Source organism: Desulfobaculum sp. SPO524, from assembly GCF_044987625.1.
Classification (GTDB): domain Bacteria; phylum Desulfobacterota; class Desulfovibrionia; order Desulfovibrionales; family Desulfovibrionaceae; genus Desulfobaculum.
The window spans coordinates 350,630-366,957 of the sequence record NZ_JBJDSB010000001.1 but is presented as its reverse complement, the minus strand read 5'-3'; the positions used below and the strand labels follow the sequence as shown (position 1 = coordinate 366,957).

The window sequence follows — 16,328 nt, the reverse complement described above, 5'->3', positions numbered from 1 at the left end:
GTTGTGGCCTTTTTGAGCGCCGCCGGAATATTCCGGCGGCGCTTTTTTATGCTGAAAGTCCGGGGGGGAAGGTGGCGGCAGACACGACAGCAGGTCCGGGGCGCTACGCAGGGCGGGGGCGCAGTAGCGGCGTGTGAGTGGGCTGGCAGGCACGGAAGCGGGGGCCGTGAATTCGACGCGGGGAAGAGGGGAAAACGCGGCGGAGGGGTTGCAGAAGTTCGCACGGCGGTGCACAAAGGAGAGTGGGAACCTGTTTATGAAACAACCGTACACCGCCAGTGGAGGCACTATGAGCTTGAAGCAGCCACAGGACCAGCCGGGGAGCAATCGGGCACCCGAGAAGGGTTCGTTTGACCTGCGGGAGGCCGTGCGCCGCTATATCGTCTGCTACACCGGAGCCGATGCGGACCGCGCCAATTCGCGAGATGTGTATAAGGGGATGGCTTTTGCGCTGCGCGAGCGCCTTGCCGAGCAGTGGATTGCAACCCAGCGGGCCTACTATGAGAGCGACGCCAAGCGTGTGTACTATTTGTCGCTGGAATTTTTGGTGGGCCGGTCGCTGAAGAATACGATTCTGTGCTTGGGGCTGGAGGACGAGGCCAAGGCTGTGGCCGATGACTACGGCCTGAGCATGGAAGAACTGGAAGAAATGGAGTGGGACGCCGGGCTTGGCAACGGCGGTCTTGGGCGGCTGGCCTCATGCTTTATGGATTCGCTGGCGACCAAGGGCTACGCGGCGTACGGCTACGGCATCCGCTACGAATTTGGCATCTTTTGGCAGTTGATTGAAAACGGGCGGCAAGTGGAGCGCCCGGACAACTGGATGCGCTTTGGCAGTCCGTGGATATTCGAGCGGGAGGAGTTCTTGTATCCGGTGCAGTTTGGCGGCTACGTGCGCGTGCTGACGGACGAGCAGGGGCATGAGCAGCGCGTGTGGGTGGGCGCAGAGCATGTGCTGGCCGTGGCGTGCGATATGCTGGTGCCGGGGTACAAGAACGGTGTGGTCATCAACATGCGCCTGTGGGCGGCCAAGGCCAGCCGCGAGTTTGGCTTGGAGGACTTTCAGGCGGGCGACTACATTGGCTCCGTGCAGGACAAGGCCGTCAGCGAAAATATCTCCAAGGTGCTCTACCCCGACGACTCGCGCGTTGAGGGGCAGGTGCTGCGGCTGAAGCAGCAGTATTTCTTTGTGGCCGCGACGATCAAGGACATCGTGCGGCGCTCGCGCAAGCAGGAGGGCGGCATTGCGGCCATGCCGCACCGGGTTGCCGTGCAGTTGAACGACACCCACCCCGCCATTGCCATTCCGGAGATGATGCGTGTGCTGGTGGATGAGGAAGGGTTGGACTGGGACGAGGCGTGGCGCGTGTGCGTGAGTACGTTCTCGTACACCAACCATACCTTGCTGCCCGAGGCGCTTGAGCACTGGCCGGTGGAAACGCTGGAGCGCGTGCTGCCCCGGCATATGGAAATCATCTACGAGATTAACGCGCGTTTCCTGGAAACCGTGCGCATCCAATATCCGGGCGATGACGACATGCTGGAGCGGATGTCGCTCATTGACGAACAGCATGGCCGGCGGGTGCGGATGGCGCACTTGGCCCTTGTGGGCAGCCACAAGGTCAACGGCGTGAGCGCCCTGCATACGGACCTGCTGCGTACGCGCGTGTTTAAGGACTTTTACCGGCTGTTCCCACGGCGTTTTGTGAACATGACCAACGGCGTGACGCCGCGCCGCTGGGTGCGGCAGGCCAACCCGGACATGTCGGCGCTCATTACCGAGGCCATTGGTCCGGACTGGGTGACCAACCTTGGAAAGCTGGTGAAGCTCAAACCCCTTGCCGAGGACGCGGAATTCCGCCGCCGCTGGCACGAGGTGAAGCAGCGGAACAAGGAGCGCCTGTCGCGCTATATGCTGCCGCGTGCGCGGGTGCTGGCGCCGCCGGAGTTTCTGTTTGACGTGCACGTGAAGCGCATCCACGAATACAAGCGCCAACTGCTCAACGTGCTGCACGTCATTACGCTGTACAACACGCTGAAAAAGACGCCGCCCAACGTGTGCCCGCTGGGATGCGTGCCGCGCATGGTCATCTTTGGTGGCAAGGCGGCCCCGTCGTACACCATGGCCAAGCTGACCATCCGCCTCATCCACGCGGTGGGAGCGGTGGTGAATAGCGACCCGGACACCAACTCCCTGCTGCGGGTGGGGTTTGTGCCGAACTACTGCGTCTCCAACGCGGAAAAGATTATTCCGGCTACGGATTTGTCCGAGCAGATATCCACTGCCGGGACCGAGGCGTCGGGCACGGGTAATATGAAGTTTGCCCTCAATGGCGCGCTGACCATCGGCACCATGGACGGGGCCACCGTGGAGATGGCGCAGGAGATTGGCGAGGACTTGTTCTTCATATTCGGCATGCATACGCCAGAGGTCGCCGCGTTGGTGGAAAAAGGGTATACTCCCAGACGATACTATGAAGAGGATTCCCAGCTACGCGAGGCCGTGAACATGATTCGCGATGGCTTCTTCTCCCCGCGTGAGAAGGACATCTTCCGGCCCATTACGGACTCGTGGCTGGAGAATGGCGACAAGTACATGGTGATGGCGGACTACCGCTCCTACATCGACGCGCAAACCCGTGTGGCGGAGTTGTACATGGACCGGGAGGAGTGGACCCGGCGGTCTATCCTCAACGCGGCGGGCATGGGGCACTTTTCCAGTGATAGAACCATCCGCCAGTACGCAGAGGAAATTTGGCACGCCCAGCCCGTGCAAAATGGCAAGCGGCGTTAACGGTTGAGACGAACCGTGACTTGGCGGCGACAGCCGCCGGAGGGGGTTGTATGGCACAGCAGCAGGAACAGGGGGCTTCGGGCCAGTACCTGAGCTTTGTCTTGGCCGGGGAACTGTACGCCTTGGACATTTCCAAGGTGCGAGAGGTGCTGGAAGTGCAGGAGGTGACGCGCATTCCGCGGACGCCGGACTTCTTGAGCGGGGTTATCAACCTGCGCGGCAACGCGGTGCCGGTGGTGGATATGCGCCTGAAGTTTGGCATGTCCGCCACGGAATACACCGTGAATACCTGCATCATCATTATGGAAGTGCGTCTTGACGGGGACGAGCTGATCCTTGGCGCGCTGGCGGACTCCGTGCGCGAGGTTATTGAGCTGACGCCGGATGAAATCAAGGCGCCGCCGCGCATGGGCACAACCATCGACACCAATTTCATCAGCGGCATGTCCAAGCAGGATGAGCAGTTCATCATGCTGCTGGATATCGACACGGTCTTCTCCGCCGAGGAGTTGCAGGCGGTGCGCCTTGCCGACGCCACAGGTCCCATGGAGGCCGCGGCCGAGGCAACGCAAAAAGAAGAGACCCGGCCGCTGGAAGCTCCGGCAGCCGAGTCTGAATCCGCAGGTGAGGGCGCTCAGGCGCAGACGCCCCAATCGTGACGCGCCGCCCTAATGCACGGGCGGCGTACTGTGGCGCGAGGCGTCGTGAAGCAGCTGTTCTATCTTGAGCGGCTCCGGCTTGTCTTGCGCCTTGTGCAGGCTGAGGGCGTCCTTGGGGCATTTGCTGATGCAGACGCCGCAGCCCATGCACTTTTCGGCGTCCACATGGGCGGTCTTGTCCGCCACGGACAGGGCGCTGAACTGGCAATAGTCGGTGCACAGCCCACATCCCACGCACGCCGCCGTGTCCACGGCGGCGAGAAATCCTGACGAACACAGCATCTGAACGCCGTTGCGCTGGGCCTGCATGGCTCCGCAGCAGCAGCTGCAGCAGTTGCAGATGGCGTAATAGCGCTCCAGCATGGCTTCCTTAAAGAACACATGGTGGACGTGCCCGCGCTCGTCTTCGGCCCTGAGGATGTCCACGGCTTCGTCGGGCGTTATCCAGCGCGATTTGCTGGGATGGTGCTCTGCGATAAAGCTGGCAAACGGCTCGCCAACAATGAGGCACACATCAATGGGCGTGCACGGATTCTCGCGCAGCTCGCGGCAGGGGCAATCAAGGGCGATGATGTGGTCCGGGTTGCGCAGGACGATGTCGCGCGCCTTGTTGTAGGGGATGACGTGCTCAAGGTCGCGGATTTCAATATCGCGCCCCACCTGCACCAGCTTGACGGCATCATCCAGCGGCACGGCCTTGCCGTGGTAGGAGTCCGCCCACGAAAAGCGCCCGGACATGCCGGTGCCTTCCTCGGGGTGCAGGGGGTAGAGCTTGTCCATAAGCCAAACAAGCGGGCGCGCCAGTTTTGTCAGCGGGTGCTGGCCCGTGCCCACGCCTATGTAAAAATAGCACCACCGGCCATAGATGTAGCCGTGGAGTTTCTCCAGCCACGTATAGCCGGGAATGGTGTCGGCCTCCCGCAGGTAGGCGATGGTGGAGCGCCGTACCGGGAGCTTTTCAAGGAGTTCGGTAAAGGTCATCAGAACCAGATCTCCATTCGCAGGCCGCGTGCGTCGCGCGGGACGCTTTGGGAAGGGAGCCTGCGCGATTGAGGTGAAGAAATGTCTGCCTCCGTCGCCAGATAGGCGGCAGTGGACAGGCAGACGAGTGCGTCGAGTATGTCATCGACCGTCGCGCTGCGAAAGGCGCCAGAAAGCGCGATGTCGTGAAATCCGGCAATGTGGCGGCTGAGCAGCGCCATGCGCTGCATAACGCCCGGCGCGGCGTGTTTGGACGGCAGCACCTGCCCCGCAAGGCGCGCAAAGGCAAGCTCCGGGTGGCACTCCACAATGCGGTCCTGCAGGGCGGGCTGGGCGCAGAGGGCTTCGTCGGCTTCAATGAGCTTGGGGACAATGCCCCAGACGGGAAGCCCCGCGCCAACGCCGCGGTGCTCGCGGTGCAGGGTCTGAAAGTTCTTTGGGCTGCCCCCGTGCCCATAGACGGCCTCGCGCGGCGGGGCGAGAAAAACGCGGGAGCCGGCTTTGACGTCCGGCCCGGAGCGTGCGGCAAGTTCCTTGCGCGCCAGCTCGTCGCAGAGGCGGACGTCTCCGCGTGAAGGCAGGCCAAGGGGCATATCCACGGCCACGGCGTCACAGTCCGCAGTGAGCGTGACGACCTCCGCAAAGGTTGCGGCAAGGTGCATGCGGGGCACAGACGGGCAGGGCCAGCCATCGGCAAAGGCCACCACCCAGCCGTCCCGCGTGCCGTCCACGCCTGCAATCATGCTATGGCCTGACGCATGCGGGTGAGCAGCGTGGTCATGATGTCGCGGCGCGAAACGGGCAGGGCTTCGCCGATGGAGTCCATGAGTTCGTAGAGGTTTGGCAAGACGTCCATAAGGAACTGTTGCCCTGCCTGCGTGAGCTGCACGGTGAGCTTGCGGCGGTCGCCGGCGAATTTTTGGCGCATAACGTGCCCCTCGCGCTCCAGCCCGTCCAGCAGGCCGGTCATGGTGGCGCGGGTGACTCCGGCACCGGAGGCCAACTCCGATGGCGTCATGCCGCCATTTGGGGCATCAAAAAGCAGGGCGAGGACGGTGAAGCGTCCTTCGGAAATGGCGCCCTTGAAAAAGCGGTCCTCAAGGCAGCGGGCCATGGCCGAGGCGGTTTCCATAAGTTCCACCACCGCCTGCACGGCGGCGGTATCCCGGCCGGGCAGCATGGCGAACAGCGACATCAGTGCGTCGAATTTTGTGGTTGCGTCGTAGTCGGACATGACAACTCCATCACGTGATTAGGATGGGCTATAATGTAAGGAGCCTAATGGTTTCCGTCAACAGCGCGGAGGTTGTTATTCCTGCTTTGATGTGAGAATACAATGAATGAATCCGGTCCCTTCCAATACCGCAAGACTCTGGAGGATGAGACGTGACTGACGCTTCTTCTGTTTCCGGTGTTACAGGTGGAGAGACGGGCGATATCGCGCAATTGGTAACACAGGGCCTCACGGAGCGCGCCCGGTCCATTGTGCCGTGGTTTCAGCAGAATATGCCGCACTACTACTTCCGCACGCACGACACGGCGGAGCAGATTCGGCACATTCAGGGCCTTATATCGGCGGATATCACCACCGATCGCCACGCCCTCGCCCTCAAGAGTCCCTGCGGGACGAAGGTGACGTACATCTCTCCTGGCGGCGAGCCCGCCAAACTCATGGCCGCGCTGGATGAGCTGGCCGAGGATACCATCCTCAACGCCCGCATGTATGCCAGCAAGGACGACCTGCTGCGGCTGGATACCTTCATCATGTCCCCCCAACAGACCGTGGACCGCCACGGCGCGGCCTTTGCCGCCGCCATGGAAGAACTTCGCAAGGCTGACCTGTTGCCCCAGGATGAGATCCCCGCCTTTGAGGAATTCCTCGCGACGGCTACGGGCGACTGCGTGGATAAGTTTGAAGTGGACCGCGCCGTGCGGCACTTTCAGGTCTACAAGGATGTCAGCGATGGCGACAGGGTGCTGGTCTACCGCGAGGACGAAGTCTACTCCGGTGAAACCCGCATCATGGTTGCCATGACCTCACCGCCCAAACGCGGCATCATTCAGGAAATGGTGCGCCTTATGGTGCGCTGCGGCTGCAAGGTGGAGCGTGCATACGGCGATATTTACGATACGCCGGTGGAGCCGTTTGGCATTTTCAGCTTCTATCTCACCGCGTGCGACAGCGCGCCCCTGCATCACAAGGCCTCATGGGAGGCGCTGGAGAGCCAGCTAAGCCGCGTGAAATGGTACGCGGGCGGGCACGTACTGGAGTGGTTCGCAGACCAGCGCGGGTGGAGCATTTCGCAGGTGATGTTCCTGCACGCGGCAACGGAATTTGCGCATCAGTTTCTGCTGGGCAAGGACCTGTACGCCTACACCGCGCACAACATTATCCATAGCGTGCTGGCGCATCCCGATGCCGCCCAGCAGCTACTGGACTGCTTCGAGGCCCGCTTCAATCCCAACGACGAGGAGCGCCTTGCCCACTGCGACGCCCGCCTGACGGACCTGCACGCCTACCTGTCCGGCGTTTCGGACGAAGTGGTGCAGGATACCTTCCGGGTGATGGAACTTTTCATCATGCACACTCTGCGCACCAACTACTATCTGCCCAACCGTTTCGCGCTGTCTTTCCGTATGGACCCGGACATTCTCGACCACCTGCCGCCCCTGCGCGGTGTGGCGGAGAGCGACGACAAGCCCTACGGGTTCTTTTTCTTCCACGGCGCGCATTTTCAGGGCTTCCACGTGCGCTACCGCGAAATGGCGCGTGGCGGCGTGCGCGTGGTCACCACCCGCAGTCAGGAAAACTTCGAGCTGGAATCCAACCGCCTGTTTGCCGAAGTCACGGCCCTTGCGCGCTCGCAGCAGCACAAGAACAAGGACATCCCCGAGGGCGGGTCAAAGGCCGTTTTGCTCCTTGGGCCGCGCGGCGACATTGACCTTGCGGTGAAGGCCGCGGTGGACGCCATGCTCGACATCATCGTCATGCCAGGGGACACGGGCGAAGGCTCCTTCACCCTGCCCGGCGTGGTGGACTACTTAAAGCGCGGCGAGATTATCTACCTTGGCCCGGACGAGCACATCTCGCCCTCGCACATCGAGTGGATAGTCGCGCGCGCCCGCAAGCGCGGGTTCCGCTGGCCGGCGGCGTTTATGAGTTCCAAGCCCTCATCGGGCATCAACCACAAGGAATACGGCGTCACCTCCATTGGCGTTATCGTCTTTGCGGAGGAGATGTTGGGCGTTTTGGGCATAGATCCGCATCGCGACAGCTTCCGCGTGAAGTTTACGGGCGGCCCGCGCGGCGACGTGGCGGGCAACGCCATGCTGCTGCTGATGGACCAGTACGGCGAAAATGCGCGCATTGTGGGGGTAACGGACGGGCACGGCGCGGCCTTTGACCCCACAGGTCTGGACCACGGCGAACTCCGGCGGCTCATTGCCGAGAACCGGGGTATCCGCGAGTTCGACCCCGCCAAGCTGAAGGGCGGCAAGGCCGCCGTAGCCGGGACGGATACACCCGAGGGCGTCCGCATGCGCGACAGTCTGCACAACACCGCCGAGGCGGATATCTTCATCCCCTCCGGTGGGCGGCCGGATACCATCAACGACGCCAACTGGAACGAGTTCCTGCTCCCGGACGGGCGCCCCTCGGCCAAGGCTATTGTCGAGGGCGCGAACATCTTCCTCTCGCCCGGAGCGCGGGCGCATTTGCAGGACCATGGCGTGCTCATCATGCACGGGGCCAGCGCCAACAAGACCGGCGTTATCTGCTCATCCTACGAGATTCTGGCCGGGCTGACTCTTAGCGAAGAGGAGTTCCTCGCCATCAAGGAAGAATACGTGCAGCAGGTGCTGGACATTCTGCGGCTGCGCGCCCGTAGCGAGGCGCGCATGATGCTGCGGGAGTATAAGCGCTGCGGCGCCTGCAAGCCCCTCACCGCGCTGACCATGGAGCTGTCCAAGGAAATCAACACCATAGCCGACCAACTTGCCGCGGGCCTGCGCATGGGGCGCACCATTCACGCCGACCCTGAACTGCGCAAGCTGGTGCTGGAGTATTGTCCCGCCGTGCTTTCGCAGAAGTACGCGGACCGCATCTTCTCGCGGATTCCCGAGGGGCATTTGCAGGCCATGGTGGCGGCATATGCGGCGTCGCGTATCGTGTACGCCGAGGGGCTTGGCTGGTTGCCGCGCATCAGTGAGATTCGCGATGTGGGCGAGGCCGTGCAGCTCTATTTACAGCAGGAGCGCCGGATGTATGAGCACATTCAGCATCTGGACCACGCCGCAGTGCAGGACCGCGAGGAACTGCGCGACATCGTTGCGCAGGCCGGGTGCCGCTACATGACGGAGCGGCTGCTTGGGCTGCACTAACGGCCACGGCGCTTCGCAATCAGCCTGCATCAGCGTGATTCGGTGTGCGGCGCGGCATGCACCGCGCCTGTTTGGGGCGCTGTACTGAAAAAGAATGCACCGGAGGGTGGAATGGGCGTATTGTCTGTTCCCTCTCCGGTGCGTTATGTGTTACATGGCGTAATCATTGGTAGAAATCCCGCCGCATGGCGTGCCCGGCGCGGCCCGGCGGCACTGGCGCGAACCATCAAGACTGCAAGGCTCGACATATGCTGCTCAACGAACATCAAAGCAAGCGACTTTTTGCCGAGGCCGGGATAGCCGTGCCCGAAGGCGTGCTGGTCTCGGAAGCGAATCTTGAACGTGTGAAGCCGGAGTGGCCACTGCCGTGGTTCTTGAAGGCGCAGGTGCTGGCGGGTGGCCGCGGCAAGGCTGGCGGCATTTTGCGCATCGACGCGCCTGATGATTTTGTCCCCTACGCCCATAAGCTCCTCAGCATGAGCATCAAGGACAAGGACGTGCCGCTGCTGCGCCTTGAGCGTGCGTGCGACTATTCGCGGGAGTTTTACTGCTCGTTCGCCATCTCGCGCGAGATGGGGTGCCTTGTGTTTACCGTTGGGCGGCAGGGCGGCATGGATGTGGAGAATCTGGACCTGCACAACCTGCTCGTGCAACGCGTGGGCATGTCCGGCGGCCTCAAGAATTATCACATTCGCGCGGCATTCTTTCATCTGGGGATTGAGAAGCACCACTGGCCGGGCTTTTTCGAGTTCGTACGTAACCTCTACAAGGCAGTGACAGATTTTAGCCTCCTCTTGGCCGAGGTAAACCCCCTCGTCATGAACGACAGCGGCGAGTGGACCGCCCTCGACGGCAAGGTGGAAGTGGACGACAACATGCTGCTGCAGCACTCCGACTTGGAGCGCTTCTACACGCCCGAGCATGCCTCGCGCGAGGAGAACCGCGCCCGTGAAGCCGGGCTATCCTTCCACACACTCTCCGGGCGCGTTGGGCTGATGGTCAACGGCGCGGGCCTTGCCATGGCCACCATGGATCTGCTGAATCTGTCCGGCTTGCCCGCAGCGAACTTTATGGACCTTGGCGGCGCAGCAGACCTCGACCGCGTGCGTACCGCCATGAAGCTCCTGTTCGAGGACGCCGCCGTCGAGACCGTTTTCATCAACATTTTCGGTGGCGTGCTCTCCTGTGAGAAGGTCGCCCTCGCCCTGACCGAAGCCCTCGACGGGCAGCCGCCGGCAAAGCCCCTTGTTGTGCGTCTGTCCGGCAACCTTGCCGACAAGGGCCGCGCCCTTCTCGCCGAGCTTGGCGAGCCGAAACTCTACATCGTGTCCGAGATGCACGACGCCATCGCCACCCTCAAGGACCTTGACGGCTCCACCTACGAGCCGCGCTCCAGCGGCGTCGTCACCGGCAGTCTCCCCGCATTTTCCCCGCAGCCCTTCCCCGCGTCCCTTCCCTTCGAAGAAGGTATGCAGGTGCTGGTGCAAGGCATTACCGGGCGCACTGCGCAGTTCCACACCCGGCTGATGCGGGAATACGGCACCAAGATTGTCGCTGGCGTTACGCCCTTTAAGGGCGGGCAGTATGCGCAGGATGTGCCCGTCTTCAACAGCGTGGAAGAAGCCATGGAGCTGAACAACATTCGCGCCAGCATCATCTTCGTCCCCGCCGCCTTTGCCCCGGACGCCATCCTCGAAGCCGCGCAGAACGGCATAGAATGGGTGGTGTGCATCACCGACGGCATCACCCAACAGGATATGCTCATGGTGCGCGAGCAGCTGCGCGGCACAGGCACCAAGCTCATCGGTCCCAACACCCCCGGCGTCATCGCCCCCGGACGCACCAAAATTGGCATCATGCCCAAGCATGCGTTCTCTCCCGGTCCCGTCGCCATCCTCTCCCGCAGCGGAACCCTCACCTACGAGGCCGCAGCGCGCCTTACCGGCGCAGGCATAGGCCAATCCCTCTGTCTCGGCATCGGCGGCGACCCCTTCGTGGGCACCACCTTCAAGGATATGCTCGCCCCCCTCGCCGAAGACCCCAACACCAAAGCCGTGGTCATCCTCGGTGAAATTGGCGGCCGCGCCGAGGAAGACCTCGCCGCCTACGTCAAGGAGACCGGCTTCAGCAAGCCCATCGTCGCCTTCATCGCCGGACAGACCGCGCCTCCCGGAAAGCGCCTCGGCCACGCCGGAGCCATTCTTGAATCCGGGCGCGGTGTCGAGGAGAAACTCGGCGCCATGGTCAAAGCTGGCTTCGTCATTTGCCCCGACCTCTCCAACCTGCCGCGACTCGTCGCCGAAGCGCTGGTACAGCAGGCCGAAGTCGCGTCAGTGTAACGAGCCGGGGGCAACAGGAAGCGGCGGAAGAGTGAAGAGTGTGCTCCGCAGGCCAAAGGGCCGCGGGCCCTTTGGAATCCCGTTTGCGCACATGCCGGTTGCCTTTGACTGGGCCGGTCGTCACCCCTGACGGCTCTCGTCCGTGTGGATGTTTTTTAGGGGGGGCTTGGCGCTGTGTGAAGGGCGGTGAGAATCCCTGTTCGGGCACTGGGAAAAGAGGGAAGGCATAAAGCAGAAGACCCCGCCCACCCCCTATTTTCAGGAGCGGCTTCCGCTTCTGAAAATCCTAAGGATCGTTAAGGAAATTATTTCCTTAACCCGCCGGAGGCGAAAAAGAGTGAAGAGTGTGCTCCGCAGGCCAAAGGGCCGCGGGCCCTTTGGAATCCCGTTTGCGCACATGCCGGTTGCCTTTGACTGGGCCGGTCGTCACCCCTGACGGCTCTCGTCCGTGTGGATGTTTTTTAGGGGGGGCTTGGCGCTGTGTGAAGGGCGGTGAGAATCCCTGTTCGGGCACTGGGAAAAGAGGGAAGGCATAAAGCAGAAGACCCCGCCCGGCCACCCCTATTTTCAGGAGCGGCTTCCGCTCGTGAAAATCCTAAGGATTGTTAAGGAAATTATTTCCTTAACCCGCCGGAGGCGAAAAAAAGTATGGATAACGGCCCCCACCTTGGTCCTCAGGACCTTGGTGGGGGCTGTGTGTTTTAGGCGTTGGTTGGGTGGTGTTGCATGAGGTCTTTGAGCCAGTCGGGCACGCGGGTGGGGCGGCCTTCTGGTGTGACGCAGGCGTGCTGTGTCATGCCGGTGGCGTGGAGGACGGAGTTGTCTTCGTTGTAGAGTTCGTAGGAGAAGGTGATGGAGGCGCGGCCCCATTCGGAGATGGTGGTGTAGACGTTGACGAGCTCGTCATAGCGGATGGGGCGTTTGTAGCGTGCTTTGGCTTCGCGGACGGGCAGGAACAGGCCACGTTGTTCGACGGTGTTGTAGCTCATGCCGAAGGAGCGGATGAGGTGGCTTCTGGCGCGTTCGAAAACGTGGAGGTACTCGGCGTAGTAGAGCACCTGCATGGCGTCGGTCTCCCCGTAGGAGACGCGGTGCTGGTAGCAAACGGGGGGCTGAGTCATTGGCGAAACCTCTGTGTGACCCGGTGCAGAAGCGAATGTCCGGGGTTGATGTGGACGCCGGTCTGTGAGGCGTGGTGTTCGGAAAAAGCTGAGAGCTGATGCGGGCTGTGCGGATGTTGGGCTAGGATGAAGGGCGCTGGCGTGTTGGTGTGCACTTGGAGGCTGACGGGCGTGTAGTGGTCGCAGGCGATGAGCACGGCGGGGGCGAGGTCCTGTGTGCCGGCCAGAAATGGCCCAACGATTTCGCGGTCAAAGAGTTCGATGGAGCGTACCTTGCTGGCGATGTCGCCGCGATGGGCGCAGTCGTCGGGGGCCTCAATGTGCAGGAGGACGAAATCGCCGCCAGTGCGCAAATGCTGGATGGCGGTGTGCACTTTGGCGGCGTAGTCGGTGGCGATGGTGCCTGTGGCTCCGGGAATGGACGGGACGTGCATTCCGGCGGCGTGGCCGAGCCCTTTGAGCAGGTCCACGGCGGTGATAATGGCGCCGTGGTGCCCGGTGGCGGTGGTGAAATTGGGAAGACGCAGCGGCGCGCCCTGACCCCACGGCCACAGGGCGTTGGCGGCAATGCTGGGGAAGGCGGCGCGCAGTTCATGCTCCGCGCTAGCGAGAAAGGCGGCAAGGGGCGCGTGGTGTTGGAGGACCGTGACGTCCGGGGCAATGGATTGACCGATGATGTCGTGCGGCGGCCGGATGTTGATGTTGGATGCTGGCCCGTTGGCGCCGCCGCGCTCTATGAGCAGATGCCGATACCCGAGACCGGGGACAAGGGTGAAACGCGGATGCGGAAGGCGCGCGGCAAGGTGCGAGATGATGCGCGTGGCAAGGCGCGGGTCGCAGGCTCCGGCGGTGAAATCGGCCATGCGGCGGTCGGCGAGGCTGACGAGGTTGAGTCGCCAGACGATGTCATTGGGGCCGAGGTCGCAGTCGCGCGCGGCGGCTTCGATGGGGCCGCGTCCGGTGTGGTGCTGGCGCGGGTTGAAGCCAAGCAGACTCATGCAGGCGACGTCGGACCCGGCGGACATGCCGGGGGGGATGGTGGCGATGGTCCCGGCGCAGCACTGGGCGGCAAGGGCGTCCATGTGCGGCGTGTGCGCGGCTTCAAGGGGCGTGCGCCCGCCGAGGGCGGCAAGGGGGTAGTCCGCCATGCCGTCGGCGATGAGAAAGGCAAGTGGTGCGTGCGCCATGGTGTGCAATGCGTTGTGCGTGCGGTTTTACTGGTCTGTGTGCAGCCCGCGCTTGGGCAACCTTTGGGCAGCGCCCGCGCTGCTTGCGGCGCGGGCGTGTGCTTGCCACATGGGTGCATGATTGGCGCGGCTGCGTCAAATGCATGGATGAAAAAAAGCGGCCCGCCAAAGTGGCGGGCCGCGTGCAGTGCGGATATGCCGCGCGGGCTACAGGATGCGGAAATGCATTGTCCTGTCGATGGTCAGGCCCATGGCGTCGATGTCGCGCATGGCGGCGTGGATGTCTCCGGCTTTGGCTTCGTGCGTCAGGAAGACCAGCGGCACGCCGCCGCCGTCGATGGACGGCTTTTGGGTGGCCTGCTGGATGCTGATGTTGCGGTCCGCCATCACTCCGGCGATGTCGCGCAGTACGCCTGCCCTGTCCGGCACAATAAAGCGCAGATAGTGCAGGGACACGGCGTCGTCCAAGTCCAGAATGTCGGCCTTGGGCAGGGCTGGGTCAACGAAGCCGAGGTTGTTGGGCGCGGCGTCGCGGGCAATGGCCATGATGTCTGCCAGCACGGCGCTGCCGGTGGGCTTGTCGCCAGCACCCTTGCCGTGGAGCACCACGGGACCTGCGCCGCCTTCAAGACGGATGGCGTTGTAGGCACCGGACACGGAGGCCAGCAGATTATCCTCGGGCACGAGGGCGGGGTAGACGCCCGCCTCGACCTTGCCGTCCACAAGGCGCGCCTGCGCCAGCAGCTTGATGCGGTAGCCGAACTTCTGCGCAAAGCGGATGTCCATGGGCGTCACTACGGTGATGCCGGTGACGGGCAAGCTGGCAAAGGGATAGTTGCGGCCAAAGGCGAGGCGGATGAGCAGCGTCAGCTTGTGGGCTGCGTCAATGCCCTCGATGTCGAGGGTGGGGTCCGCTTCGGCGTAGCCTTTATCCTGCGCGGCGGCGAGGGCTGTGTTGAAGTCCAGCCCTTTGTCGGTCATCTCTGTGAGGATGTAGTTCGCCGTACCGTTGAGGATGCCGAGAATCTTGTGAATGCTGTTGCCGGCAAGGGATTCCTTCAGCGGGTCCACAACGGGGATGCCGCCGGCGACGCTGGCTTCAAAACCGAGATGGACGTTCTTTTCCGCCGCGAGGGCGAAGAGGTCCATGCCGTTTTCGGCCAGCAGAGCCTTATTGGCGGTCACGGCGTGCTTTCCGGCGGAGATGGCTTCTGTAATGAGCTGTTTGGGGAAGTCGATACCGCCGGTGAGCTCCACAACGATGTCGATGTCCGGGTCGTCGATAAGGGCGCGGTAATCCGTGACCGGAGTGGCGCCGATGGCTTCCACGCCGGGCCGTCTGTGCTCACTGCGGATGAGCACGGATTTGATGCGGATGTCCTTGCCGGTACGACGGTGGATGTCGTTGCGGCTTTCCTCAAGAACATCGGCAAGCCCCTGTCCGACGGTGCCGAACCCGGCAAGACCGATGTTGATGACCTGTTTGTCTAGCACGTCTTGGCTCCCTCCAGAACCTTCTTGATGCCACGAATGGCTTGCTGTGTGCGTTGTTTATTCTCAATGAGGGCGAAGCGTACATAGTCGTCGCCGTAGTTGCCGAAGCCAAGCCCTGGCGATACGGCCACGTGGCCCTCGGTGAGCATCATCTTCGAAAATTCCACGGAACCCATGTCGCGGAACTGTTCCGGGATTTTGGCCCACAGGAACATGGTTGCCTTGGGTGGGGTGACGTCCCAGCCGATGCGGTTCAGGCCGTCGCACAGAACGTCGCGGCGGTCCTTGTACACGTCCACAATTTCCTTCACGCACTCCTGCGGGCCGTTGAGGGCCACGGTGGCGGCGATCTGGATGGGCTGGAAGATGCCGTAGTCGAGGTAGCTCTTGATGCGGGTCAGCGCCTGCACCATGTCGCGGTTGCCGCAGCAAAAGCCCATACGCCAGCCGGCCATGGAATAGCTTTTGGACATGGAGAAGAATTCCACGCCGACTTCCTTGGCGCCCTTGGCCTGCAGGAAGCTGGGGGCCTCGTAGTCGTCGAAGGTGAAGTCCGCGTACGCCAAATCGTGGATGACGCGGATGTTGTTTTCCATGGCGAAGTCCACAATCTTCTGGTGGAAGGCCAGGTCCACAACTTCGGCAGTGGGGTTGTGCGGGTAGCAGTAGATGAGCAGTTTCGGCTTGGGCCATGTTTGGCTGACGGCCAGCTCAAGGTCCGCGATGAAGTCGCGCTCCGGCCCAATGGGAATACGGCGAACGTCAGCACCGGCAATAACGGCGGAATACGGATGGATGGGATAGGCCGGGTCCTGCGTGAACACGACGTCACCGGGCTGCAGCATCGCCAAGGCAAGGTGAGCAAGGCCTTCCTTGGAGCCCATGGTTGCCACGCATTCCTGATCCGGGTCCAGATAGACGCCAAAGCGCCTTGCGTACCAGTCGCCGATGGCGGCGCGCAGGTTCGGGATGCCACGGGATGCGGAATACCTGTGGTTGACGGGCTTTTGCGCCGCCTCGCACAGTTTGTCGACGATGTGCTGGGGCGTAGGCGTATCGGGGTTGCCCATGCCAAGGTCGACGATGTCGATGTTCTGCCGACGCAGCTTCATTTTCAGCTGGTTGACCACGGCGAACACGTACGGTGGCAGACGGTGCATTCTGGGGAAGTCATTGCTCATGCGACACTGCTCCTTAAAGTATAAACGGAAGGGCACGGAGAGTACCGTGCCATGTGCCGGTATTCCAAGTGCCTTGCCACTTTAGGGAAGGTGGTGCTCCCTGTCAAAGCGGGATGCCTGAATATGAGCGGGGGGAGGGCGGCTCCGCCCGCTGAAAACAGGCTGGAACCGGAAATGGCCGGCAGGGCCTGC

At 62.5% G+C, this 16,328-nt stretch carries 11 protein-coding genes; 4 read left to right on the top strand and 7 right to left on the bottom strand.

From position 1 onward, the window contains the following. Nucleotides 1-289: 289 nt before the first annotated feature. Nucleotides 290-2,794, top strand: a complete 2,505-nt coding sequence (locus tag ACI3L3_RS01545) for a glycogen/starch/alpha-glucan phosphorylase (protein WP_404843328.1) — start codon at nt 290-292, stop codon at nt 2,792-2,794. 50 nt (nt 2,795-2,844) lie between these two features. Further along, nucleotides 2,845-3,453: a chemotaxis protein CheW gene (locus tag ACI3L3_RS01540; RefSeq protein ID WP_404843327.1), complete on the top strand. Its 609-nt coding sequence runs from the start codon at nt 2,845-2,847 to the stop codon at nt 3,451-3,453. Between the two features lie 9 nt (nt 3,454-3,462). Here the strand turns inward: ACI3L3_RS01540 and ACI3L3_RS01535 are convergent, their stop codons facing one another. Genes ACI3L3_RS01535 through ACI3L3_RS01525 form a run of 3 tightly spaced genes read right to left on the bottom strand, consistent with a single transcriptional unit; the run spans nt 3,463 to nt 5,668 of the window. Further along, complete coding sequence (locus ACI3L3_RS01535) at nt 3,463-4,434, bottom strand: 4Fe-4S binding protein (protein WP_404843326.1); 972 nt, start codon at nt 4,432-4,434, stop codon at nt 3,463-3,465. Then, nucleotides 4,434-5,177 (bottom strand): DUF429 domain-containing protein, encoded by a 744-nt coding sequence (locus tag ACI3L3_RS01530; protein WP_404843325.1) that lies wholly within the window; start codon nt 5,175-5,177, stop codon nt 4,434-4,436. The genes ACI3L3_RS01535 and ACI3L3_RS01530 overlap by 1 nt, the downstream gene beginning before the upstream one ends. Next, complete coding sequence (locus tag ACI3L3_RS01525) at nt 5,174-5,668, bottom strand: MarR family winged helix-turn-helix transcriptional regulator (RefSeq protein WP_404843324.1); 495 nt, start codon at nt 5,666-5,668, stop codon at nt 5,174-5,176. Before ACI3L3_RS01525 ends, ACI3L3_RS01530 begins: the two co-directional genes overlap by 4 nt. Before the next feature lie 152 nt (nt 5,669-5,820). Between ACI3L3_RS01525 and ACI3L3_RS01520 the strand changes: the two genes are divergently transcribed. Continuing rightward, on the top strand, nt 5,821-8,814 hold the full coding sequence (locus tag ACI3L3_RS01520) for an NAD-glutamate dehydrogenase domain-containing protein (RefSeq protein ID WP_404843323.1): 2,994 nt from the start codon (nt 5,821-5,823) through the stop codon (nt 8,812-8,814). A gap of 248 nt (nt 8,815-9,062) precedes the next feature. Next, nucleotides 9,063-11,153, top strand: coding sequence for a succinate--CoA ligase subunit alpha (gene sucD, locus ACI3L3_RS01515; RefSeq protein WP_404843322.1), 2,091 nt, complete (start codon nt 9,063-9,065; stop codon nt 11,151-11,153). A gap of 701 nt (nt 11,154-11,854) precedes the next feature. On the opposite strand, the gene ACI3L3_RS01510 is transcribed toward sucD, so the two are convergent. The 4 genes from ACI3L3_RS01510 to ACI3L3_RS01495 all read right to left on the bottom strand — a co-directional run bounded on the left by ACI3L3_RS01510 (nt 11,855) and on the right by ACI3L3_RS01495 (nt 16,136). After that, on the bottom strand, nt 11,855-12,274 hold the full coding sequence (locus ACI3L3_RS01510) for an acyl-CoA thioesterase (protein ID WP_404843321.1): 420 nt from the start codon (nt 12,272-12,274) through the stop codon (nt 11,855-11,857). Next, nucleotides 12,271-13,461: a 2,3-bisphosphoglycerate-independent phosphoglycerate mutase gene (apgM, locus tag ACI3L3_RS01505; protein ID WP_404843320.1), complete on the bottom strand. Its 1,191-nt coding sequence runs from the start codon at nt 13,459-13,461 to the stop codon at nt 12,271-12,273. Before apgM ends, ACI3L3_RS01510 begins: the two co-directional genes overlap by 4 nt. A gap of 207 nt (nt 13,462-13,668) precedes the next feature. Further along, entirely contained in the window at nt 13,669-14,955 is a 1,287-nt protein-coding gene (locus tag ACI3L3_RS01500; RefSeq protein WP_404843319.1) for a homoserine dehydrogenase, read from the bottom strand. Continuing rightward, the gene (locus ACI3L3_RS01495) at nt 14,949-16,136 is read right to left on the bottom strand and encodes an aminotransferase class I/II-fold pyridoxal phosphate-dependent enzyme (protein ID WP_404843318.1); all 1,188 of its coding nucleotides are present in this window, start codon (nt 16,134-16,136) and stop codon (nt 14,949-14,951) included. The genes ACI3L3_RS01500 and ACI3L3_RS01495 overlap by 7 nt, the downstream gene beginning before the upstream one ends. Nucleotides 16,137-16,328: the final 192 nt, after the last annotated feature.